General features: G+C 51.5%; 18 protein-coding genes and 1 other RNA gene. 1 reads left to right on the forward strand and 18 read right to left on the reverse strand.

The annotated features are described in order from the left end of the window. Positions 1–22: 22 nt before the first annotated feature. The 13 genes from A2273_01725 to A2273_01785 form a co-directional block, all read right to left on the reverse strand. Complete coding sequence (locus A2273_01725; protein OGF07216.1) at positions 23–1,153, reverse strand: hypothetical protein; 1,131 nt, start codon at positions 1,151–1,153, stop codon at positions 23–25. Next, positions 1,150–2,172 carry a hypothetical protein gene (locus tag A2273_01730; GenBank protein OGF07217.1) on the reverse strand — a complete coding sequence of 341 codons (1,023 nt, stop codon included), beginning with the start codon at positions 2,170–2,172 and terminating at the stop codon, positions 1,150–1,152. The genes A2273_01725 and A2273_01730 overlap by 4 nt, the downstream gene beginning before the upstream one ends. A gap of 15 nt (positions 2,173–2,187) precedes the next feature. Then, the gene (locus A2273_01735) at positions 2,188–3,267 is read right to left on the reverse strand and encodes a hypothetical protein (GenBank protein OGF07218.1); all 1,080 of its coding nucleotides are present in this window, start codon (positions 3,265–3,267) and stop codon (positions 2,188–2,190) included. Further along, the gene (locus A2273_01740; GenBank protein OGF07219.1) at positions 3,267–3,467 is read right to left on the reverse strand and encodes a hypothetical protein; all 201 of its coding nucleotides are present in this window, start codon (positions 3,465–3,467) and stop codon (positions 3,267–3,269) included. The genes A2273_01735 and A2273_01740 overlap by 1 nt, the downstream gene beginning before the upstream one ends. A gap of 235 nt (positions 3,468–3,702) precedes the next feature. After that, positions 3,703–4,179 carry a hypothetical protein gene (locus A2273_01745; protein ID OGF07220.1) on the reverse strand — a complete coding sequence of 159 codons (477 nt, stop codon included), beginning with the start codon at positions 4,177–4,179 and terminating at the stop codon, positions 3,703–3,705. Beyond that, positions 4,176–4,949 carry a hypothetical protein gene (locus tag A2273_01750; protein OGF07221.1) on the reverse strand — a complete coding sequence of 258 codons (774 nt, stop codon included), beginning with the start codon at positions 4,947–4,949 and terminating at the stop codon, positions 4,176–4,178. Before A2273_01750 ends, A2273_01745 begins: the two co-directional genes overlap by 4 nt. Further along, the gene (locus A2273_01755) at positions 4,946–5,617 is read right to left on the reverse strand and encodes a hypothetical protein (protein ID OGF07222.1); all 672 of its coding nucleotides are present in this window, start codon (positions 5,615–5,617) and stop codon (positions 4,946–4,948) included. The genes A2273_01750 and A2273_01755 overlap by 4 nt, the downstream gene beginning before the upstream one ends. After that, positions 5,610–7,070 (reverse strand): hypothetical protein, encoded by a 1,461-nt coding sequence (locus A2273_01760; GenBank protein ID OGF07223.1) that lies wholly within the window; start codon positions 7,068–7,070, stop codon positions 5,610–5,612. Before A2273_01760 ends, A2273_01755 begins: the two co-directional genes overlap by 8 nt. A 6-nt stretch (positions 7,071–7,076) precedes the next feature. After that, positions 7,077–7,937, reverse strand: a complete 861-nt coding sequence (locus A2273_01765; GenBank protein ID OGF07224.1) for a hypothetical protein — start codon at positions 7,935–7,937, stop codon at positions 7,077–7,079. Between the two features lie 732 nt (positions 7,938–8,669). Next, positions 8,670–8,852 (reverse strand): hypothetical protein, encoded by a 183-nt coding sequence (locus A2273_01770; GenBank protein OGF07225.1) that lies wholly within the window; start codon positions 8,850–8,852, stop codon positions 8,670–8,672. A gap of 136 nt (positions 8,853–8,988) precedes the next feature. Next, complete coding sequence (locus tag A2273_01775) at positions 8,989–10,167, reverse strand: AAA family ATPase (protein OGF07226.1); 1,179 nt, start codon at positions 10,165–10,167, stop codon at positions 8,989–8,991. 447 nt (positions 10,168–10,614) lie between these two features. Beyond that, a complete protein-coding gene (locus A2273_01780; protein ID OGF07227.1) occupies positions 10,615–11,625 on the reverse strand; it encodes a UDP-glucose 4-epimerase GalE in 1,011 nt (336 codons plus the stop codon). Positions 11,626–12,532: 907 nt separating this feature from the next. Further along, the gene (locus A2273_01785) at positions 12,533–14,470 is read right to left on the reverse strand and encodes a threonine--tRNA ligase (GenBank protein OGF07228.1); all 1,938 of its coding nucleotides are present in this window, start codon (positions 14,468–14,470) and stop codon (positions 12,533–12,535) included. 1,428 nt (positions 14,471–15,898) lie between these two features. On the opposite strand from A2273_01785, the gene ssrA reads away from it, so the two are divergent. Then, positions 15,899–16,251, forward strand: a transfer-messenger RNA (tmRNA) gene (gene ssrA, locus A2273_01790). Between the two features lie 846 nt (positions 16,252–17,097). On the opposite strand, the gene A2273_01795 is transcribed toward ssrA, so the two are convergent. From A2273_01795 to A2273_01815, 5 genes are all read right to left on the reverse strand, one after another. Continuing rightward, complete coding sequence (locus A2273_01795) at positions 17,098–17,628, reverse strand: hypothetical protein (protein ID OGF07229.1); 531 nt, start codon at positions 17,626–17,628, stop codon at positions 17,098–17,100. Positions 17,629–17,894: 266 nt separating this feature from the next. Continuing rightward, the gene (locus A2273_01800; protein ID OGF07230.1) at positions 17,895–18,587 is read right to left on the reverse strand and encodes a cell division ATP-binding protein FtsE; all 693 of its coding nucleotides are present in this window, start codon (positions 18,585–18,587) and stop codon (positions 17,895–17,897) included. Positions 18,588–18,604: 17 nt separating this feature from the next. Next, positions 18,605–19,555: a 4-hydroxythreonine-4-phosphate dehydrogenase PdxA gene (locus A2273_01805; GenBank protein ID OGF07231.1), complete on the reverse strand. Its 951-nt coding sequence runs from the start codon at positions 19,553–19,555 to the stop codon at positions 18,605–18,607. A gap of 242 nt (positions 19,556–19,797) precedes the next feature. Beyond that, positions 19,798–20,151 carry an FmdB family transcriptional regulator gene (locus A2273_01810; GenBank protein ID OGF07232.1) on the reverse strand — a complete coding sequence of 118 codons (354 nt, stop codon included), beginning with the start codon at positions 20,149–20,151 and terminating at the stop codon, positions 19,798–19,800. 3 nt (positions 20,152–20,154) lie between these two features. Next, on the reverse strand, positions 20,155–21,642 hold the full coding sequence (locus A2273_01815; GenBank protein ID OGF07233.1) for a hypothetical protein: 1,488 nt from the start codon (positions 21,640–21,642) through the stop codon (positions 20,155–20,157). Between the last annotated feature and the right edge of the window lie 40 nt (positions 21,643–21,682).

The raw sequence follows: 21,682 nt of genomic DNA on the forward strand, positions 1-21,682 counted from the left end.
TCTGGATTTATGAATAGGCATTTCATAGCAGGCCCTTATACACGTCTATTGTCTGCCGGGCGCATTTCTCCCAGGAAAACAACGTTGCCCTCTTTTGCCCTTTAAGCCGGTAGTCACCGGCCAAAGCACTGTCCGTTGCAAACCGCTGTATCGCCGCGACCCAGCCCTCATGATCGTTGGCATCCAACAGCACCGCGGCCTCCCCGGCCACTTCAGGAAGGGACGAATTATTTGCCGCTATCACCGGACAGCCGCAGTTAAAGGCTTCCAGCACCGGCAGGCCAAAACCCTCCATCAGGCTGGGATAGCAAAAACAGGCGGCAGTATTATACAAACGAACCAGCACTTCCGTTGACGGGCTGTTTAAAACAGTGATGGATCCCCTGGCCGGACTGTCGGCCAATGCCTGGTGGAATCCGGGATACGGCAGGCTCTGGCGGCCCGCTATTACCAGTTTTAAGCCCGGTGCGCGTTTCAAGGCATCAGCAAATACTTCTACCAGAAATGTCAGGTTTTTTCTGGGCTCAATATTTCCCACGTATAATATGAACGGCAGGCCGATGCCAAGCTCTTTTTCCATTTCTGCGGCGCATTGGGACCGGTCCAGTTGCCGGTATTCCGGCCCGCAGCCCAGGGGAATGACATTTATTTTGCTTTCAGCTATTTCCCAAATATTGATCAGGTCGTGTTTTGTCGCCTGCGAGTCGGTTATCACCCTGTCCGCCAGCTTGGCGGATCTTAGCCCGTATTCACGGTAATGGTCGGTTTGTTTTGTCCGGGGGTAGAAGGTGGCAAACGACAGATCGTGCACCGTAAGCACGGTCTGGCAACGGGGGTATTTTGCACCTATCAGGCTGGGGAAATGAATGATGTCCGCGCCGCTCTTTTTCACAAACGAACCCAGGTACCAGCGATGCCACATTTGATACGCCAGCCGGTCGGACAGCGATTGCGGCACCCAGGCCTTGAAATATCTTGCTTTTGTTGTGGCAGGGAAATGCGGCAAGTCGCCGCTTTTTTTATAACGGTTGGCTATGAAATGTATCTCTTCAATTTCCGGCAAGCGGCACAGTTCCCCGGCCAGATGATACATATAATTACCCACGCCGGAGCGATTGCCCAACAGCAGGGTGGATTCAAAAGCCAGTTTCATTTCCGGCTCCGCTTGACTGCTATCGTGTGCAACCCTATGCCCCAGATCAATTGGGCCCAGTTCACCAGGAAATATTCCATGAGGCCTTTAAAATACCTGCTTTGCCAGAAAAAACTGCTGATCTTGAAACCAATTATCTTCAATGGATTTCGCAGATCGCGGGAGGAGGTTTCCAATTGTTTCCGCCAGGTTTCCGATAAAAACAACTTGGGCTTCAGGCCCGCCCGTTTCATTGCCTGCTTGTAACGGTTGATGGGATAGGCATGTTCGTTAATTCCCAGTTCTATTTCTTCCAGATCCTGGCCGTAATCAAACAACCCGGACACCGTATCGTTGATGGCTACGAACCGTCCTCCGGGCTTCAGCACCCGGCCGGCTTCGGCGCATAGCTGGTCAAGATCGGGTGAGTGATGCACGGTGGCGGTAGAGAAAACCAGGTCGAAGGACTTATCGGCAAAAGGCAGCCGTTCCATATCGGCCAGAATACGCTCAAAGAACAGTTTTTCTGTCAGATATACCTCTGCGCTCTCCAATCCTATATATTTGTCCCTGACCACGTCCAAAGCGGTCACTTTACAGCCCAGCCTTGCGAACGCGGCTGATGCCCAGCATCGCCCCGCACCCAGTTCCAGTACTTCCTCGTTGCCTACGAGGTTCAATTGTTTTAAGGCCAGGTCAAAATTATCGGCGTGTTGGTTCCAGGCTTCAATGCTTTCGGGGTCGGGGCTGACGCTGGCATCCAGCCTGGGGAGTTTAAGCAGCCATTGGTCTTTGAACTGTTCGGGGTTGCGCTGCGGGGTGTGATATTTCTTCCATCCGGCGATCTCGCTGCTGACCGTTTCCGAGGGTCGTGGCAGGAAGTCAATGATGCCCCTTGTGACGGGATACGAGGCCCGGCATGACCCGCACATCAACTTGGCATCGGTTATCTCCAACTGTCCCTGTTTGGCGTTCTGGAGCAGCAACCCGCTGGCTTTGCAATCAGGACATATCAGTTTATTTATGATACTGTCACGCATTAATTATCACCATAATCACTTCAATACCTCTTTGTACACTTCCATCACCTGAGCCGCGTGCCTTTGGGGGGAAAACAGTTTTATAGCCCGCTCCCTGCCGGCCCGGCCCATGGCCTTTGCCTTTTCGGGTTCGTTAAGGAGATATTGTACCTTTTCGGTAAAACCGTCAACGTCATCCGGGTCAACCAGGAAGCCGGTAACATTATCCTCCACCACTTCGGGCAAACCGCCCACCCGGGAGGCAACTACCGGCAGTCCGTACATCATGGCCTCGGCGGCCACTCTGCCGAACGGTTCTTTTTTAGAGGGAACTATGACCACCGAAGCCTTTTGATAGTATTTTTCAGGTTCTTTGACATGACCGGCAAATTCGATGATCGGCAACACCCCCAACTCTTCAGCCTTCTTCTTTATTTCATGCAAATAACCTTTTGCATGATATGGTTCATCCCCCAAAATCATAAGCCTTGGTTTTAATGGATGATTTTTGAGCTTTGAGGCTATCTGTATGAATGCGTCAACCCCTTTGTGGGGGCATATCTGCCCGACAAACAGAACCAAGCGTCTGTCTGTGTCCTGACCCAAAGCATCCACAGCAGGGATTTCTATGGGATTATGAATGACATGGCGTTTTTCCTGATCCATGCAGTTTATTAGGTCCGCCCCTGTAAACGATGAATTAGCAATTACCGCCAAGGCCTTGGTTACCAAGTCACGTTTGGCACCTGAACACGAAAGATCGTTCCGCAGATGGACAACTGTTGGAATGCCAAACAACCAGGCCACGGGTATTGCTATCTGTGCCACGGTTGCTGAATTGCAATGGATAATGTCGGGCTTAACTTTTCGAACTATCACCCACAGTCGAAGCACTGAATTTAAATAAATAAATACCGTGCGTTTGAAGAGGTTGCAAATTGGACATACAACGGTTTCAATGCCTTCTGCCTTTAAAAGATTTATAAACACGCCGGTCTCGGGGCAGACCACCGTAACGCGGACATTACGCTGTCGCAATTCACGCATCAATAGCAACAGGCTTTTTTCACCGCCATAAATTAGATTGCCGTGTGGTGTTATGAAAATAATATTCATTAAACTAAATTAAGTTGCCTCGCTTGTTTTTCATTGCATAAAAGATAATTGAAATAATCGCTTTTTGTTATTTCGTTAGTTTTTCTAATTCCACCGTTTTCATCTATATTGTAATACAAATAGTTGAGCCCTTTAACTAAGCTTCCAATTTGGTCTCCAAGGTCATCGCTTAATACTTCAATAATAATTGCAGGGCGCATTATTTGTATACATCTACCCAATCCATGCAATACTTCTTTTTCATGCCTTTCTGTATCAATTTTTATTACATCAATATTGCTTATCCCATGTTGGGTGATAAATGTATCAAGGCATATTTTATCAATTATTTCATAAATATCTGTATCTGTGAATGATTCTCTTTTATTATCTGTCAAGTGTGCACGATCTGACGTTTTAAATGATGAACAGTTTATGTGGCCTTTACCATTTACATTAGATGCGGCTATTTTGGTGGCACAAAACATCAAAATTGTTTAACCTGCAATTTTCGGTTAATATTTTATAATTCATACCTAGCGGCTCAAATGCGTGAACTACCACTTGGGGATTAGCAACTTTAGCTGCCAAGCTATATATACCAATGTTGGCACCAACATCAAAAACAACATTCGCAGTCTTACATAATGACAACCATAAACCAAGTGAAATTTTTTCCCACCCCTGATCTAGTCCTTTCCAAAACATGTTGTTTTCCAATGGCAAATCGTGGCTTAATATTTTTATTTGCGTATTGGCAATATTAATTCGTAATATACGGTTTCTTCCAAGTTGTTCACCAAGTGGGATATGTGCTGCAACAACATTCGGCTTTATACCCAAATCACGTATGAAATGCACCAACTGGTTTTTAAATGGCAGCCAGCGGTAAAAAAACCTATAAATTGCACGCAAATGGCTGTAAAACATCATAAGCTGTTTAACTTTATCCCTTCATAAGCTTTGGCCATTTTGATAAAACTAATATAAGCACATTGAACGCACATAACGAAACCGGGAAATCCATCACGCCACCCGCCCCTAATTAAATATCTCTCAATAAAAACGAACAATGGTGTTTTAACCAACATATATGGTTTTATCCCACCACGACGATTCCATTCTGCGACATCGTCTTCTAGAGAAAGATCGGTATATTGATTAATCTTTGCAAGGTGCTCTGAAACTGTACGGTAGGTGTCGTGTGATACCCATCCAGTGGTGATTACACCCGGTTCCCCCGGACAGACAACAAGTTCGTGCACCTTGTTGTCACTAAATCGGCATTCATCCTTTTTAAATAGTCTTACCAGAGGTATTGGTTTCCAAACATGATCCAGATAACGACCCCAGAAACGGGAACGTCTCGTAACTGCGTACGCCGGACAATTGCCTACCCTGCTTTTGACGATATTATTAATTTCCTGTTTTAGTTTTTGATCTACCCGTTCATCAGCATCCAGCATTAACACCCATTCTGTTTTAACATGTTCCAAGCTATATCTACGCTGTGCGGAAAAATTGTCAAACTTTCGTATATATACTTGTGCGCCATGCTGTTTTGCAATATCAACTGTCCGGTCGGTGCTGCCTCCGTCTACAATCACAATATCATCCACCCACCTACAGTTTTCCAATAAGCCGGGCAGGTCCCGCTCTTCATTTTGCACAATGGCAAGTAATGTAATTTTATTATCGTTCACTTGACCGTCCCTATCAAGCCGATATAATTACCCTTTAAATTCTTTCCTTTTCTTATCTTTCTCATAATGGGCAGCGCCATTTCCTTTAGAAATGGGTGGTTGATCCAGTAATTGTCAGTGACTTTTAGGATATTCATGTATTTACTGCACATTTTAGTTAATGTATCTATGCTGAAAGAATGCAAATGTCCTGCCGGTTCAAATTTGTGAAAACATTGCGGGCAAACCGTATGAACTATTTTCCCTTCGTTGGGTACGGTTATTAATACATACTTTTTTGATAACCGAACCATTTCCTTTATGCATTGTTCCACATCCTCAATATGCTCCAATACTTCAACTGCCGAAACGATATCAAATGATTTGCTTGAAATTGAATTTGACAATATATTGCTTTGGACAAAATTGCTTCCGGCAAATCTCTTTTTGCCAAAGCCAATCCGGCTTATGGCGCTATCGGCCCCCACTACAAACTCTATGCCCCATTTTTTGTAAAGGCTGCATAAATAGCCCTCACCACAACCCAGATCCAATGCACTGTCAATATTTTTAGCCCAGCCTATTAAGTACCGGACCATCGCAACTCTTGCCAACTCACCCTGGTCTTCCTCCGGCAGAAAGCGATATAATTCCGATAGGGCTTCATAAAACTTAAGCTGTTTATCCATTGTATTTAACCCAGATATTTTTTAACGCCACAACTTCTTTAATTTCATTTTTCATGATCAGCAACGCAAAACCAGTATATAATAATAGATAAATTATAATTTTAAAACTTAGCCATGGAATGGTTGCAGTTGCTGAGCCCGGTATATATTTGAATACGATCCACGCGATGATGCAAAACAAACCAGCTTTTATTATCGGCTTTATAAATATTAACGTACTGATTTTTAAAAGTTTGGCGGCATTTATAATGGATATGCTGCCGCCGACTATAACTGTCAGTAAAACAGCAATACTGGTGCCTGTTATACCCAACCATTTTGTGCCGGGGTATATCAACAGAACCAGCAATATCAAGTAGGATAATGGCACCAGGCTTATTAAATGATTTTTTCCTAAAGCCGGAAACACATTTGCAGCCGAAGAACTTATCAGTCTTAGCCCGGAAAAAACCAGCAGTATCTGAAATGGCAGGATCATCGGTAGCCATTTTGGGCCAACTATCAAAAGCACCAGATACTTTGCAAATATTATGACAAACATGAATAACGGGGGAATAATAATACCCAATAGTGTAAATATTTTTTTTACCGCTTTTGCTAATTTATCCCTGGCTTCGGCCAGGTCGTTATACATGGGTCCGGTGATTTTAGCAATTACGTTTCCTAAAAAGCTGCTGGGCATCATGGCGTAATTGTAACCGCGTGAATAATATCCCAACTGCTGTGGGCCCAACAATACTGCTACCGTAAAATTATCAAGGTTATTGTATAAATAAACTATAATCGATGAAAGGGTAAAGTGCCCGCCCATGTGAAGCACCTTGCTGTAATTTAAGCCCTTGAGTGTTATTTCCGGCTTCCAATATTCTTTTACATTTATATAATAACCTGCTGTTAAAACAACCGCCGCAAATTGCTGGGCAACTATCAGGCTCCATATACCCCACCCATAGAAGGCCAGGACAGTGGCAATAACTGAATAAGTAGTGGTTGAAATAGCCTCGGCAATGACTTTTTGACGAAACAATAACCGCCTTTGTAGATGGTTGTCAAAGGTGGACACTACGGAATTGATCAATGGATTTAAAGATAACAACCTTATGGCGTTCAGATACTGCTGGTCAATATTCATTTTTTGTGCAATTACATTTGCACCTGCAAAAAGGACCGCTGAAAATAATATTCCTACTGCCAGGTTGACTATGAAAGACATATTGGATGTTGCCGTCAACTCATCATCTTTGGAAAAAATAATACAACGTCCTATGCCAAAATCACGGAATATTTCAAATAATCCATTGATTGCCGCCATTGATGCCACCACCCCAAACATAAGGGGGTCTAGTTTTCTCATCAAAAATATGCTGGCTATAAAACCAACAAAAGAGATATACGCGTTTCCGCCAATAAGCCAAGTGCTGGAATTAAGTATTTTTTGGTTGTTAAAAGACATTTGTCTTTATTTTTCTCCGGTTAACATTATTGCATACCCAAATAAATTATCAAAACGGCTTGCTTTTAATTCCAGTATAGGCGTGATTAATGTCTCACGGCACTCATTAAAATTTATTTGTTTAACATCCTGGTGCGTTTTCAAATGTTCCCGTTTTCTAAGTTTTCTTATATATCTTGTCAGCCTGGGGAAATATTGATTTGCGGCACCTCTAACCAACGAACCAAATTTAAACCTTTCTTTTGCCTCTTTATAGTTTAAACCGACCGCGTACACATTCGCAAAACCAACACTTTGTGCTAAGCCGACCAGTTCTTTTTTGCTAAAAGGGAATTCTTTTTCCAAACTGCCGCCGGAAAAGGCTGAGATATTCATCAATACGTTATATCGCAAACATGCCGCGTTGGGCACGATAAAAAAAACAACGCCCTTGGTTTTAAGGACTTTGTAATGTGACTCAATTATCCGCTTTCTATTGACACCCGTAAAGTGCTCACCGGTTCCTAACGATAACGCAATATCATAATTATTCCAAAGTGCTTCAGGCAAGGCCAATGCATCAGCGTATACGAATTTTCCTTTACACCCTATATATGAAAATAAGTTTCCGGCTAGTTCAAGCGCTTTTTTATTGTTATCTACCAACGTAACATTTACACCCATCAACGCTAATAACGCACTTACCTTACCCATACCGGAACCAATTTCAATAGATCTGAGATTATTGAAGTTGCCATGTTTCCTTCGAATGGCATTTTCAATATAACACCATTGCTGCGACCTTTTTATACGCAGTAATGATGCGGCAAATGTTTCATAATTTGCATCATATACATAATCCCAATTATATTGTTCTTCACTTTTCATTATTTATACATTTTAAAATACATTATATGCGTTGATCTTCATGCTTTTTTTAGGTTATGTTATCGGATTTTTATCTGCTTTCCATAATCCCTTTGCTCAAATATCGCGCACCTCAAACAAACCCGCCCCCGGTTACTCAATACCGTCTACTGGCTACCGGATACTGACACATTCCTGCTGTTGCTTTTAATAACCCCTTGTCTTTTTTAACTTTACCATTGTTCTCTTGTTCAAATAGCCCCCTATCACCCTCCGATAGCTGGCTATTACTCCCCGATAGCTGGCTATTACTCCCCAATAGCTGGCTTTTACTCTCCAATAGCTGGCTATTACTCCCCAATAGCTGGCTATTACTCCCCGATAGCTGGCTATTGCCCTTCAATAGGACCCGTTCTCTCTCTGATCGGGCCCGGACCATTTGCCACAAAGACACTAAGACACAAAGACAATTTAGTTGATAGTTTTTAGTTATTCAGTAAATATCTGTGTGCATCCGTATAGATCCGTGTGTATCTGTGTTCCATGGTGCCCGGTATCCCATGCTCACACATTCAACCTGCCAGGCAAACCGGCTTTCTCAGTGTGACATGCTGACATCTTTTAGTTATTCAGAAAAGATCCGTATGCATCCTATATATCCGTGTGAATCCGCGTTCTATTGGTCCACCCGCCCCCGTAACCCCACACAAAAAAAATCCGTGTGAATCCTGCCCAATCAGTTGAATCCGTGTTCTATTGGTCCTTCTTCCCGTACACCCCCAGCGCAATGGCCGCCAGCAAAAACACTACGGTCATCTGTACCCAGGAGCTCGGCACCGTTCCCATGATATGCGGTACAGCGCCCAGTTTCATCAGGATCCCCGCCAGCAGGCTCAACCCCGCCAGGATCAGCATGGATAACATGGTCTTTTTCATCTGACTACCTCCCTTAAGACAGTTAACAGTTGTTCCGTTTACAGTTCAGCGTTTATGTTTTTACCTTCGGTTTCACAATTCACGATTCACACTTCACACCCTGCCGTTGCCTTGCCCCTTGCCGTGCCCCTCAAACCTATTTGTCCGCTGTTTCCAGCAGCTTCAAGTCATGGGGGCCGTTGAGCACTAGTTTTTTTCTGGCCGTCGTCAGTCGGAACAGCTCCTGCTGCCTGGCTGTCATGGCGCTGTTATACTTGGCTTCTATCAAAAGGCCCTTATCGGTTACGAAATCCAGCTCGATGCCGTCCTGGTAAACATAGCGCGGCCCCAGATGCTTGATCTTAAGATAGATGTAATTTTCAAACAGGCTTCCCAGATCGCGAAATCCGGTGAACTGGCTCCTTATTCCCAGATCGGCCGCGTAGATCTTTTTGGGGGCCAGCAATCGGGCATTGGTCTTTCCCTGGCGGGGAACCAAATGGATCAGATAGCTGTCGGCAAACAGCTCCAGGTAGCGTCCGGCGGTGTCCGGCGATACCGACAGGATGTTGGCCAGCTTGTTGATGCTGAATGCTTTGCCCGACCGTTCCATCAGCAGCAGAAAAAAATCCTTCAGCTGCTGCAGCGCCTTGATTCCGTGCAGGGCGGCAATATCCTTGTGGATGATGTCATCGGCCAGTTCCCTTAAGTAGGCCGGCTCCCGGCGCAACACATACTCCGGAATGCCGCCGGTGGCCAAGTATTGCTCAAAGTGTTTTTCGGTAAGATGCCGGTCCGCCTTGGATATGGTGAGGTTGGAGAATTTTAAGTATTCGCCAAAGTCCAGGGGCATTACCTCCACCAACCGGTGCCGCCCCACCAAGTGTGATTTTTTGCTTTTTAAAAGCGAGGCGCTGGATGACGAGGCGAAGACCTTGGCCCTCTGGCTGTCGTAAACATTTTTAAGCTGCTGCTCGTACCCGGGCAGATAGGTCACTTCGTCCAGGAACAGATATACCTTTTCCCGGTGGCTTAAGCCGTGGATCTTGCGGTAAGCCTCTATTATTTCGGGCAGGCTGCTCTTGGCCAGCAGATAATCATCCAGGCTTACGTAAAAAATACGCCGGGGTTCGGCCAGGCCCTTCTTTATCATCCGGTCTATCAGCAGGTGCATCAGGGTGGTCTTTCCGATACGGCGCAAGCCGGTCAGCATCACAATATCCCGGCTGTCCAGGGATGCTTCCATCGCCTCCAAATACCCGGCCCGCTGGTGAAGGCTTTCCAGCTGCCAGCCCGGCTCCCACCAGGGATTGTAACGGTACAGGATTTGCTCCATGGGGGTTTCCTTTTTAAAACATTATACGACACCATCGTATAATTTGTCAATAAGTTATCCGATGACATCGGATAACTATTTCCAGGGTCAGCGGCCGGCCTTCTCAGTGTGACAGGCTTTGAACTGCATCCCGGTCCCCGCCTTCAGCAATTTTGCCCGGGCAGAAACGGGCGTATAAAATTCATTGCGGAGCTTGGCTCCCCGCCCCGGTCAAGGAATTTAGTCCGGGGTTATCATTCCTGCCGGAAATTGCTGGGCGGTTAAGGCTCTTTTGTTACTTTTCTGGCCTACAGAAAAGTAAAGCAAGGTCGCTTGGTTCCCGGTATGGTGTTTGTTGCCCGGCACCGCAGGTGACTATATTCACACATTCAACCCGCCAGGCAAGCCGGCCTTCTCAGTGTGACAGGCTTTAAACTGTAAACTCGTACTGGCTTTAAACTTTAAACTTTAAACTGTTTGTTCCCACTTCCAGGCGCTGGACATCATCTCCTCCAGCCCGTGCCGGATCTCCCAGCCCAGCACTTCCCTGGCCTTCCGGTTGTCGGCATAGATGGCCGGCAGGTCGCCGGGCCGCCGCGGCCCGATCTTATAGTTCAGCTTGATCCCGTTGGCCCGCTCGAAGGCCTTCAGCAGTTCCAGCACCGTGGTGCCGGCGCCCGACCCCAGGTTGAAGAATTCATGGCGCCGGTCGGGCATTTTGTTCTTGATGTAGGACAGGGCGTCCACGTGGGCCCGGGCGATGTCCATCACGTGGATGTAGTCCCGGATGCAGCTGCCGTCCCGGGTGGGATAGTCGGAGCCGTGGACGGCCAGCCCCGGCAGGCGCCCGGCGGCGAAGCGGGTGATGTTGGGCACCAGGTTGTCCGGCCGGCCGGCGGGGTTCTCGCCGATCAGCCCGGAAAGGTGGGCCCCGGCCGGGTTGAAGTAGCGCAAAGAGACGAACCGCCCGGGGTAGCTGGCGGCCAGGTCCGAGATCATCTGCTCGCCCATCAGCTTGGTCCGGGCGTAGGGGCACTCCGGCTCCCCCAGGGGGGTCTGCTCGGTGGCCGGCAGTTCTTCCACCCGGCCGTAGACCGTGCAGGAGGAGGAGAACACCAGCTGTCTGACCCCCTGCTTTTCCATGGCCCCCAGCACCGACAGCAGCGAGCCGTTGTTGTTGGCAAAATACAGCAGGGGATGGGCCACCGATTCGCCCACCGCCTTGTAGGCCGCAAAATGGATCACCGCCTCGATGTCCGGATTTTCGGCGAAGATCCGCTGGGCGGCCGCCGGGTCCTTGAGGTCGGCCCGGTAATTTTTGACCTCTGTCCCGGTGATCTTCTTGATGCCCTCCAGGGCCGAGCCGTCCGAACGGGAAAGGTCGTCGGCCGAGACCACCTGGTATCCCCGCTCCAGCAGGCTGACCAGCGTATGCGAGCCTATGTATCCGCATCCCCCGGTGACCAGTACTTTACTCATGGCTGATATGAATGGTTGATAATGAAGATTAAAGACCTATTGTCGGTACCCGGTCTTTGGTTCCCCGCCTTCAGCAATTTTGCCCAGGCAGAAACGGGCGTATAAAATTCATTGCGGAGCTTGGCTCCCCGCCCCGGTCAAGGAATTTAGTCCGGGGATATCATTCCTGCCGGAAATTGCTGGGCGGTTAAGGCTTCCTTCGTTTGCTGTGCATGGGTCCTGCTCAGGACATGCTTTTGTTACTTTTCTGGCCTACAGAAAAGTAAATTAAGGACCGGCCGCCTGGTTACCATTCTGCCTCTGATCGGGTCCGTTCACCGCAAAGACGCAAAGGCCGCAAAGGCTACTCACTTACTTGCTTTGCTTTCATCTCCCCTAATAAGGGGAGGATAGGAGGGGTGTCTTGCCCCTATCAAGGGGAGAGACAGTGGGGTGTCCCCCGTCCCCGGTTACTGTCTACTGACACCTGTATACCGGCCTTTGTTCTTTCAACTTGTAACTTTCAGCTTTGAACTGCATCCCCGACCCCGGTCCTGGTTCCCCGCCTTCAGCAATTTTGCCCGGACGAACAGGGGCGTGAAAAATTCATTGCAGAGCTCATCTCCCCGCCCCGGTCAAGGAATTTAGGCCCTGGCCATCATGGCTTCCGAAATTGCTGGGCGGTTAAGGCTCTTTTGTTACTTTTCTGGCCTACAGAAAAGTAAATTAAGGACCGGCCGCCGGTCTGCAGCCGCCGGGCAGAGCTGCAGCGACGAGCTTTTTTCTTTTTGGTTCTTTTTCATTTTGGCGGCACAAAAAAGAAAAAGAACAACCAATAACGCACCCTGTCCCTACACGGTTATTTTACTTTGAACTTTAAACTTAATGCCGGATACTGCATACCGAATACTGTATACTTCAAATTGCCTTACTTCTTGCTCTCCACTTCCGCCTTCAGTTTCTCGATCAGCTCCTCGATGCTCATCTGCCCGATGTCCCCCTGGCCGTGCTTCCGCAGCGAGACCCTCCCGGTCTCCATCTCCCGGCCGCCCACCACCGCCATGTAGGGGATCTTCTCCATCTCGGCGTCCCGGATCTTGGCCCCCACCTTCTCCGACCCCAGGAACATCTTGACCCGGAATCCGGCTCCCTGTACGCTGTCCGCTAAACGCCTGGCATATTCCCCTTGGGCATCGGTGATGTTCATCACCGCCAGCTGGACCGGCGCCAGCCACAGCGGGAAGTTCCCGGCGTAGTGCTCGATCAGGATCCCGAAGAAGCGCTCCAGCGACCCCAGCAGGGCCCGGTGCACCATGTAGGGCCGGTGCTCCCTGCCGTCCTCGCCGATGTAGGTCATGTCGAAGCCCACCGGCATGTTGAAGTCGAACTGGATGGTGGTGCACTGCCACAGCCGCCCCAGGGAGTCCCGGATCTTGATGTCTATCTTGGGCCCGTAGAACACCGCCTCGCCCTCCATCCTTTCATAGTCGATGTGGCGGGCCTGGAGCGCTTTGACCAGCGATTCCTCGCCCTTGACCCACATCTCGTCCGAGCCGGCGTACTTGTCCGGATTTTTGGGGTCCCGCACCGACAGCTCTATCTTGACGTCCTTAAAGCCGAAATCGGCCATGATCGACAGCGAGAAGTCCAGCACCCGCAGTATCTCGTCGTCCATCTGGGCCGGGGTGCAGATGATGTGGGCGTCGTCCTGGGTGAAGCCCCGCACCCGGAACAGCCCGGTCAGGGTCCCGCTCCGTTCGTAGCGATAGACGGTACCCAGCTCGGCCCAGCGCAGCGGCAGGTCCCGGTAGGAGTAGTGCCCGGCCTTGTAGATCAGGATCTGCATCGGGCAGTTGACCGGTTTCAGGTAATAGTCGGTGCCGTCGATGTCCAGCGGGGAGTACATGTTCTCCTTGTAGAACTTTAAATGGCCCGAGGTCTGCCACACCCATTCCTTGCCGATATGCGGGGTGTAGACGATGTCGTAGCCCCCGGCGAAGTGCCGCTGGCGCCAGTGGTCCTCCACGATGGACCGCATCCTGGCCCCCTTGGGATGCCAGCACACCAGCCCGGCCCCGGCCTCCTCGTGCAGCGAGAACAGGTCCATCTCCTTGCCCAGCTTGCGGTGGTCCCGCTTTTTGATCTCCTCCAGCTTCTGGAGGTGGGCCTCCAGCTGCTCCTTCTTGTCGAAGGCGGTGCCGTAGATCCGCTGCAGCATCTTGCGCTTCTCGTCCCCCCGCCAGTAGGCCCCGGCCACCGACAGCAGCTTGTAGCAGCGCAGCCGCCCGGTGGACGGCAGGTGGGGCCCCCGGCACAGGTCGGCGAACTGGCCCTGGCGGTAGAGGGATATCTTCTGGCCCTCCGGCAGGTCGTTGATCAGCTCTACTTTATAGCTTTCCCCTTTAGACTTGAAGAACTCCAGCGCCTCGGCCCGCGACAGTTCCTGCCTGGTGATCGGCAGGTCGCGCTTTACGATCTCGGCCATCTGGGCCTCTATCCTGGCCAGGTCCTCCGGGGCAAAGGGGGTATCCCGGTCGAAATCGTAGTAGAAGCCGTCCTCGATGGAGGGGCCGATGGCCACCTTGACCCCGGGATACAGCTCGGTGACGGCCTGGGCCATCAGATGGCTGGCCGAATGGCGGTATATGTCCCTGCCCTCCGGGGAATCGAAGGTCAGGGCGGTGAAGGCGGCGTCATGGTCGATGGCGGTGCCCAGGTCCACGGGCTTACCGTCTATTGTGGCCGCCAGCGAAGCTTTGGCCAGTCCGCTGCCGATGGATCTTACCACCTCGGCGGCGCTGATCCCTTTGGGGTACTCCCTGACGCTGCCGTCCGGCAGGGTGATCTTGATGCTGTTGCTGTCCATGTTGGTTCCCTTTTTCTCTGGTGATAATGCATGTTTTTTAACATTTTATAATACCATTATATGCGGCTTAATGTCAATATATTTTAACAGGTTACGTGGGTTTATAATCGGCAGATCAATGCCGCCGGACCCGGATCATTTTCCGTCCTCTTTCCTCACACTAAGACACAGAGACTTTATTCTTTAAACTTTATACTGAGCACTGTCTCCTGTGTACTGTCTACTTAAAGAAGACTTTCTACTTTACAAACTTTCAACTTTTAACTATGTCACCACTTCGAAAGTTTGGTTTTTGCCAACCTCAGTGCAGGCTCTGAGATCTCTTCCCGCCCGACAAGCTGAACGGGCGACAACCTTCGATATTTGAAATTCTGCATTTCATGCCCACACATTCAACCTGTCAGGCAAGCCAGTCTTCTCAGTGTGACAGCCTCGGATCATTACAGTCATTGCGAGCAGGCCTTCGTTTATTCTGACGAAGCAATCCCATATTTTGTCACCCTGAGGTATCTCCCCGCCCGCCTAGCTGAACGGGTGACGATACTCATACATTCCGCTTTCGCTTCCATGTTTGGCTTCCACGAGCGCCAAAGCTTTAGCGGAAGCAATCCCCTATATTGTCATCCCGGGGCACCATTCAATTTCTAAATTCTAATATCGAAATCCTAAACAATATCAAATACCAAAGGATAAAACACTAAACCGTCACGAGTTTTGGATCTGGTGCTTAGTGCTTGTTTAGTGTTTAGTAATTCGTATTAAGTAATTACCGCTGCTGCTGCTTCCCGCCCGATCCGTATGCATCCGTACCGATCCGTGTTAATCTGTGTGCTATTGGTCCCCACTCACACATTCAACCTGTCAGGCAAGCCGGCCTTCTCAGTGTGACAGGCTTTCAGCTTTTCTCTTTAAGCTGCGTCCCAGTCCCCGGGGTCTTGGTACCCCGCCTTCAGCAATTTTGCCCGGGCGAACAGGGGCGTATAAAATTCATTGCGGAGCTTGGCTCCCCGCCCCGGTCAAGGAATTTAGACCCTGGCCTTCATGGCTTCCGAAATTGCTGGGCGGTCAAGGCTCTTTTGTTACTTTTCTGGCCCACAGAAAAGTAAATTAAGGTCCGGTCGGCTGGTTTCCGTTTCCCATTAAATGACATCCTTTGCCCGGCCTTTCAGGTGACTATGCCCACACATTCAACCTGTCAGGCCAGCCGGCCTTCTCAGTGTGACATGCCGTTAACTTTGGTTATCCAGTAAAGATCCGTATGCATCCAATAGATCCGTGTGAATCCCCGCCATTAGCAAGTGGTCCATATAAGCGGGCAAGCGCGTTCTATTGGTCCCCCGTCCGCTTGACTTTTCCCCCTTTATGGGTTATCTTTATCATGTCTTCACGTTTCGAACTTTAAACTTTAAACTGTAAACTTAAAAAGGGGGGGGCGACAGGTTTCGACGGATCAAGATAGATCAAAGTGGCATGTCGAGAAGGTCAGAGGGCTCGTTAAAATACTGGCAAGCCATCTAAATGGCAACTATAATTACGCTTTAGCAGCTTAATTTTAAGCGCTATGTCGCTGTAGGTCTCCGCCCATCGGGCCTGCAAACGACATCGTAAAGAAGGGCTGGTTCCGGGTGATGTCCCGACATTCGGAACGAGATCTCAGGGGCTGCTCCGACCAGGACCGTGTTTATGCGGGCCTTTAGGAAAAGACAAAACATAAACTAAACATGTAGAGGCTTCGGTTGTTCTTTTTTCGGACGTGGGTTCGATTCCCACCGCCTCCACCATTATTCCTCCCTGCTGGACGATAGTCCGCCGAAGTTTTGACGCAGGCGGGCACCATATCCGCTCCAGAGCTTGGCAGTAGTCCGCCGCCCTGTCCGCCGAAGCAAAAGCGCAGGAGGAAGGCGGGCACCATTCCAAAGTGTAGAGCTAGGCAGAAGCCCCGATAGCAGAAGCGTATCGGGGCTTCCTATTACACCCCGGCGTTTTCCCTGATCCGCCACAGGCGGATATGTGGGGTCCGGGGGCTTTGACGGCTTGGCACCAGGGACTATGCATTTCTCCGGCAAATACAACTTGACCGCTGATGCCAAAATCATGATATGTGACGTTAGTTCCAAAGCCCCCGGCGCTTCTTTGGTTCTTTCTTGGCGCCAAGAAAGAACAGGGACAGTTGAAATGCTTTCTTCTAAAAGTACCCGGTAAGAAACGCAGTTTGGCATCAAGCTCCAGAGCGCGGCAGAAGCCCCGATAGCATGACCTATCGGGGCTTTAATAATTTCTATTCTTGGTTATCACCTTTACTTGGCTGGCGAAGTATGAGCCGGACAAGCTGAACGGGCGGCAACCTTAGATATTCTAAATTCTGCATTCCACGCTCACACATTCAACCTGTCGGGCAATCCGACCTTCTCCGTGTGACAGGCTTTCCACTTTTCGCTTTCTGCTTTCAGCTTTAAGCTGGGTAGCGTCCCATTGTTCCCCGTTCTCTCCCGGCGCAGGTCCTTCATTTGTCAAAACTGATGGTCTTTTCAGGATGACGCGCCTTTTATGCTTTGAGCTTTCCGCTTTCCGCTTTTCGCTCAAAGTCCCCGTCCTTCCCCCGCTGACCCCTGCCCGGCCAGGCAACGCTACTGGGTCATCTGCTTGGCAAAGGCGGTGATGGTGGGTTTGAGGTCGATGTCGCTTACCGGGTATTCGAAGATCTTCTGCAGGTACGGTTTCATCTTCTGGTGGGCCTCGCCGAACCCCTGCGACGACTCCCGGGCGTCCCACCGCCACTTGTCGGCCAGGTCCACCTTGCGGTCGTATTCCCTGGCCCCGTTGGCCTGCTCCTCGCAGTCCAAAAACTCGGTGCCGAAGACAAAGCCCGCCTTCTTGGCCTTGCTCAGCAGGTCTATGAAGTCGGTGTTGAACCGCCGCAGCTTCTTCGAGGAGGGCGGGTACACCAGGATGGCCTGCTTGCGCAGCGTTTCGATGTTGGCCGAGAACTTGTCGAAATCGGCCGGCAGGTAGTTGTTGAAGTTGTTGGCCAGCTCGGCATACTGCACCACCAGCGGCCGCATGGCGCGGAGATACTCCTGGTCGCGGGGGGCCGGCCCGCAGCCGGCCGCTGAGAGGACGGCCGAAAAACATGCCGCGGCAATGATGAAATATCGCATTTTTACCTCCCGGTTAAATAATATCTATTTCCCTCTCCTAATGCTTTAGGGGAGGGTAGGGTGGGGTCCGTTCCCTGTCCGTTTTTCGATCCACCACCGAGCACACAGAGACGATTTAGTTAACAGTTATTTATTGGTTAATCCATAAAGATCAGCGGGTATCAGCGTCCCGTCCGCCCCCGTCCTAAATCACACAAATCTAACCACACTTTCCCCCCGATACCCCTGTCACCTGGTCCCCGTAATCTGATCCCTGTAATCCGATCTCACTCCTCCCGCCTCCGCTGGATGATCCTGGCCGGCAGGTCCCTCTCGATCCGGCCGTTGTCCAGCATCAGCACCCGGTAGGGCATCTTCTTCACCAGCTCCTGCTCGTGGGTGGCCATCAGCACCGCCGTCCCCCTGGCGTTGATGTCCTTCAGTATCTGGATGATCTCCAGGGTCCCCTGGGGATCCACGTTCCCGGTGGGCTCGTCGGCCAGCAGGATGAAGGGGTCGTTGACCAGGGCCCGGGCGATGGCCACCTTCTGCTGCTCTCCGCCCGACATCTGGTGCGGCAGGGAGTGCCGCTTGTGCGACAGCCCCACCTGGTTGAGGGCCGCCATGGATTTCTTGTGGACCATCCCGTGGGAGGCCCCGGTCACCTCCAGGGCGAAGGCCACGTTCTCGTAGACCGTCCGCTCCGGCAGCAGCTTGAAATCCTGGAAGATCACCCCCAGCTTCCGCCTCAGCTGGGGTATCTGCCGGCGTTTGATGCAGTCCGAGGCGAAACCGGCCACCTTGATCACCCCCCGGTCGGGAAACTCCTCCATCATCAACAGGCGCAGGATGGTGCTCTTGCCGGAGCCCGAGGGCCCGATCAGGAAGACGAACTCCCCCTTGTCGATGGTGAAGTTGATCTCGGCCAGCGCCTGCCAGCTGTTCTGGAAGGTCTTGGATACGTGCAATAATTCTATCATGCTCTCATTAATTTATTTTATCTTTTTGTTCTTCCCGCCAGCCGGGCCGCCAGCAGCACCGCTTTGACCATCGGCTCCGGGTCGGCCTGGTTCTTCCAGGCGATATCCCCGGCCGTCCCGTGGTCCGGCGAGGTCCGGATGAACGGCAGGCCCAGGGTGATGTTGGTGGCCCCGCCCAGGACCTTCAGGGGCAGCAGCCCCTGGTCGTGATACATGGCCAGCAGGGCGTCGACCTTCCCCTCCTGGCACCATCTGAACCCGGCCTCGGCCGACACCGGCCCGGCGGCATCGATGCCCGCCTTCGCCGCCCGGGCCACCGCCGGGGAGATGACGGCCATCTCCTCCCGGCCCAGCAGGCCCTGCTCACCGGCATGGGGATTGAGCCCCAGCACCGCGATCCGGGGCCTTTTGATGCCCCACATTTTTTTCAGGGCGGCGTCGGTCAGTGACAATTTATCCATTATCAACTGTCTGGTGATCAGTCCGGGAACCCTGGCCAGCGGCTGGTGGATGGTGGCCAGGGTCACCCTGAGCTTTCCGGCGGCGAACATCATGGCGCAGGGGCCCGAGCCGCACAGCTGGGCCAGCAGTTCGGTGTGGGCGGTCTGTTCATAGCCCGCCAGAGACAGGGCTTTCTTGGAGATGGGGGCGGTGGCCATCCCGGAGACGGCGTTGTCCAGGGCCATCACCGCGGCGGAGATGATTGATTCGGCCGCCATCCTCCCGGTCTGGGCGCTCTCCCGGCCCGGCCCGATGTTGAACCTGGGGCAGTAGATGTCGTGCACCGGGACATCTGTGAGCTTCAGCCCGAAGACCCCGGCAAATTCCTGCCACAGGTCCCTCGGGCCCACCAGCACCGGCTGGCAGGCCCGTCTGACCCGGCTGTCCAGGGCCGCTTTCAGGGCCACCTCCGGGCCGATCCCGGACGGGTCCCCCATGGTTATGGCTATTCTGGGTTTCATGCTTATCTATATTTTCCTTCTCACACTATGACACAAAGTTTTTCATTCGCGGGTCATTCCCGGCCCGATCGGGGATCCACGCCTTTTATAAATATTTTCCCTCTATCTCTCATATACCTTTCCCACCTTTCAAACATCGCCCGACAGCCTGAATAACCTCTCAAACTATTCGAACATTGCCCGGCACAATATCAGACTCCTCAAACCTTTTCCCCCATCTTTCAACCGCTGCCCGGCACAATGTCCGGCTACTCAAACGTTTCTTCCGGGCCGTTGCTTTTATTTGTTTCCTCCTCCATGGTCTGGTCCACCATCTCATCGAACCCCTCCCCGGCCTCGTCCCCCAGCTCTTTTCCCATTTTTTTGGCCCACCTGGCCACCGCCGAGGGATCGTTCTCGTCCAGCCCGGTGATGCAGGAGGGGTCGGCCAGCTTCTCCATCCGCCTTTCCTCTGACTGCGGGGTCCGGAAGCGGGACATCATCCGCTCCAGCTTGTCGCTGCCGCAGTTGGGGCACTTGGGCCGGCCGTAGCTGGAGGGATTCAGTATCAGCAGGCTGAAGCTCTTTTTACAATCGAGACACTGGTATTCGTATATCGGCATATTTCACTTTTCCTTTGGCCGGGAGCTTTCCCATTTTTCCACGATCTGGGAGATGATCTTGTTCTTGGTCAAAAAGCCCCTTCGCTCCTGTTCATCATTGATGTTCCGGGCCTTGGCCTGCACTTCGTTGTAGGCCAGTTCCAGATATTTCCCGGATTCCTCAGGCTTGCCCATCCGCTCCAATATCAGGCAGTGGGTGAAATAGCTGTTCTCCTTATAGACCTCAAAAAGCTCCTGCTTGGCTATCATTTCTATGGCCCGGTCGGAATGTTCAAAGGCCTGGTCCATTTCCCCGATATCGTAATAAATGTCGGCCAGCGAGGAGTAGAGCGTGACCATCTGGCTGTGGTTGCCCGAGTCATTGATGACCTTCAGGGCCTCCTGGCCCACGGCCTTGGCCCCCGGATAATCATTCAGGTTCTGGAGGTATCCTATCTTTTGGGTCAAAAAGTGCCCGTAGTAGCTGCGGCTGTTTATTCTCAGGCCTATCTCCAGCGCCCGGTCGATGTACTCCACCGCCCGGCGGTAGTCGTCGGTGATGGCATACAGCGTGGCCAGGTTGCCCAGCTTCCGCATCTGCCCGTCCTGGTTGCCGGTGGCGGTGTCTATCCTCAGGGCCTTTTCGAAATAGACCATGGCCTGGTCGTGCTTTCCCATCGAGCCCAGCATCACCGCTATGTTGTTCAGCTTGGATGCCTGGCCGGTCAGGTTGCCCAGCATCTCGTCCAGCTTGATTCCCTGGCTGTAATGCTCCATGGCCTTGGAGTAATCTGCCCGGCGGAACATGATGGCCCCCAGGTTATTGTGCAGGGTGCTCTGCTTGGCCAGGTCGCCGATGCGGCGGCAGATGGCCAGGGCCGCCAGATAGTTCTCCTGCGCTTTTTCCATTTCGTCGGTGGCCAGCAGCACGTTGGCGGTATTGGTCAGCACCCCCGCCATGGAGCGGTCCTCGCGTTCGGTCTCGAATATCAGCCGGGCCTGATCCAGGCGTGTCAGCGCCTCCTGAAAAAGTCCCATCTTCCATTGTATCAGCCCCGAATTGGCCAGGGAATTGCCCCAGCCGATCCGGTCGCCCCGGGACCGGTAGATCCCGGAGGCCAGTTCCCTGAATTCCAGCGCTTTTGGGTAGTTGGAAAGGCTTTGGTAGGCCTGCGACAGCTGCCCGTAGATCTCGGCCATTTTTGTATCATCCCTGTCCTGCCGGCACAGCTGCAGGGCCTCTTCGGAAAGCTCCAGCGCCCGGGCGTATTCACCGGAGAAGATGCAGACCTGTGAATTGTAGAGCCGGTCGCTGATGCCGTAGCGGGGGTGGTTCCGGGCCAGGGCGGAAATTTTGCCGGCGATCTCCCGGCTGCGGGCCCGGTCCCCGGCCACGTCGCATACCTCCCACTGCCTCTGCCAGATGACAAAGGGGATCGAGGCGGAGAGCTCTTCGGCGGTCCCCGATCCCCCCCGGTTGGTTTTTATCCAGTTCACTGCTCCGCTTCTCATCGGGTTTCCGCTGATCGGTTATTGCGGTTCGGCATCATCG

The organism is Candidatus Edwardsbacteria bacterium RifOxyA12_full_54_48 (assembly GCA_001777915.1).
Taxonomy (GTDB): domain Bacteria; phylum Edwardsbacteria; class AC1; order AC1; family EtOH8; genus UBA2226.

What these genes read in the sequence shown, in the direction of transcription:
- A2273_01755 (OGF07222.1), bottom strand. Translation starts at nt 5,617, where the DNA reads ATGGATAAACAGCTTAAGTTTTATGAAGCCCTATCGGAATTATATCGC.
- A2273_01730 (OGF07217.1), bottom strand. Translation starts at nt 2,172, where the DNA reads ATGCGTGACAGTATCATAAATAAACTGATATGTCCTGATTGCAAAGCC.
- A2273_01725 (OGF07216.1), bottom strand. Translation starts at nt 1,153, where the DNA reads ATGAAACTGGCTTTTGAATCCACCCTGCTGTTGGGCAATCGCTCCGGC.
- A2273_01815 (OGF07233.1), bottom strand. Translation starts at nt 21,642, where the DNA reads ATGAGAAGCGGAGCAGTGAACTGGATAAAAACCAACCGGGGGGGATCG.
- A2273_01740 (OGF07219.1), bottom strand. Translation starts at nt 3,467, where the DNA reads ATGCGCCCTGCAATTATTATTGAAGTATTAAGCGATGACCTTGGAGAC.
- A2273_01770 (OGF07225.1), bottom strand. Translation starts at nt 8,852, where the DNA reads ATGAAAAAGACCATGTTATCCATGCTGATCCTGGCGGGGTTGAGCCTG.
- A2273_01795 (OGF07229.1), bottom strand. Translation starts at nt 17,628, where the DNA reads ATGCGATATTTCATCATTGCCGCGGCATGTTTTTCGGCCGTCCTCTCA.
- A2273_01810 (OGF07232.1), bottom strand. Translation starts at nt 20,151, where the DNA reads ATGCCGATATACGAATACCAGTGTCTCGATTGTAAAAAGAGCTTCAGC.
- A2273_01775 (OGF07226.1), bottom strand. Translation starts at nt 10,167, where the DNA reads ATGGAGCAAATCCTGTACCGTTACAATCCCTGGTGGGAGCCGGGCTGG.
- A2273_01780 (OGF07227.1), bottom strand. Translation starts at nt 11,625, where the DNA reads ATGAGTAAAGTACTGGTCACCGGGGGATGCGGATACATAGGCTCGCAT.
- A2273_01800 (OGF07230.1), bottom strand. Translation starts at nt 18,587, where the DNA reads ATGATAGAATTATTGCACGTATCCAAGACCTTCCAGAACAGCTGGCAG.
- A2273_01785 (OGF07228.1), bottom strand. Translation starts at nt 14,470, where the DNA reads ATGGACAGCAACAGCATCAAGATCACCCTGCCGGACGGCAGCGTCAGG.
- A2273_01765 (OGF07224.1), bottom strand. Translation starts at nt 7,937, where the DNA reads ATGAAAAGTGAAGAACAATATAATTGGGATTATGTATATGATGCAAAT.
- A2273_01745 (OGF07220.1), bottom strand. Translation starts at nt 4,179, where the DNA reads ATGATGTTTTACAGCCATTTGCGTGCAATTTATAGGTTTTTTTACCGC.
- A2273_01735 (OGF07218.1), bottom strand. Translation starts at nt 3,267, where the DNA reads ATGAATATTATTTTCATAACACCACACGGCAATCTAATTTATGGCGGT.
- A2273_01760 (OGF07223.1), bottom strand. Translation starts at nt 7,070, where the DNA reads ATGTCTTTTAACAACCAAAAAATACTTAATTCCAGCACTTGGCTTATT.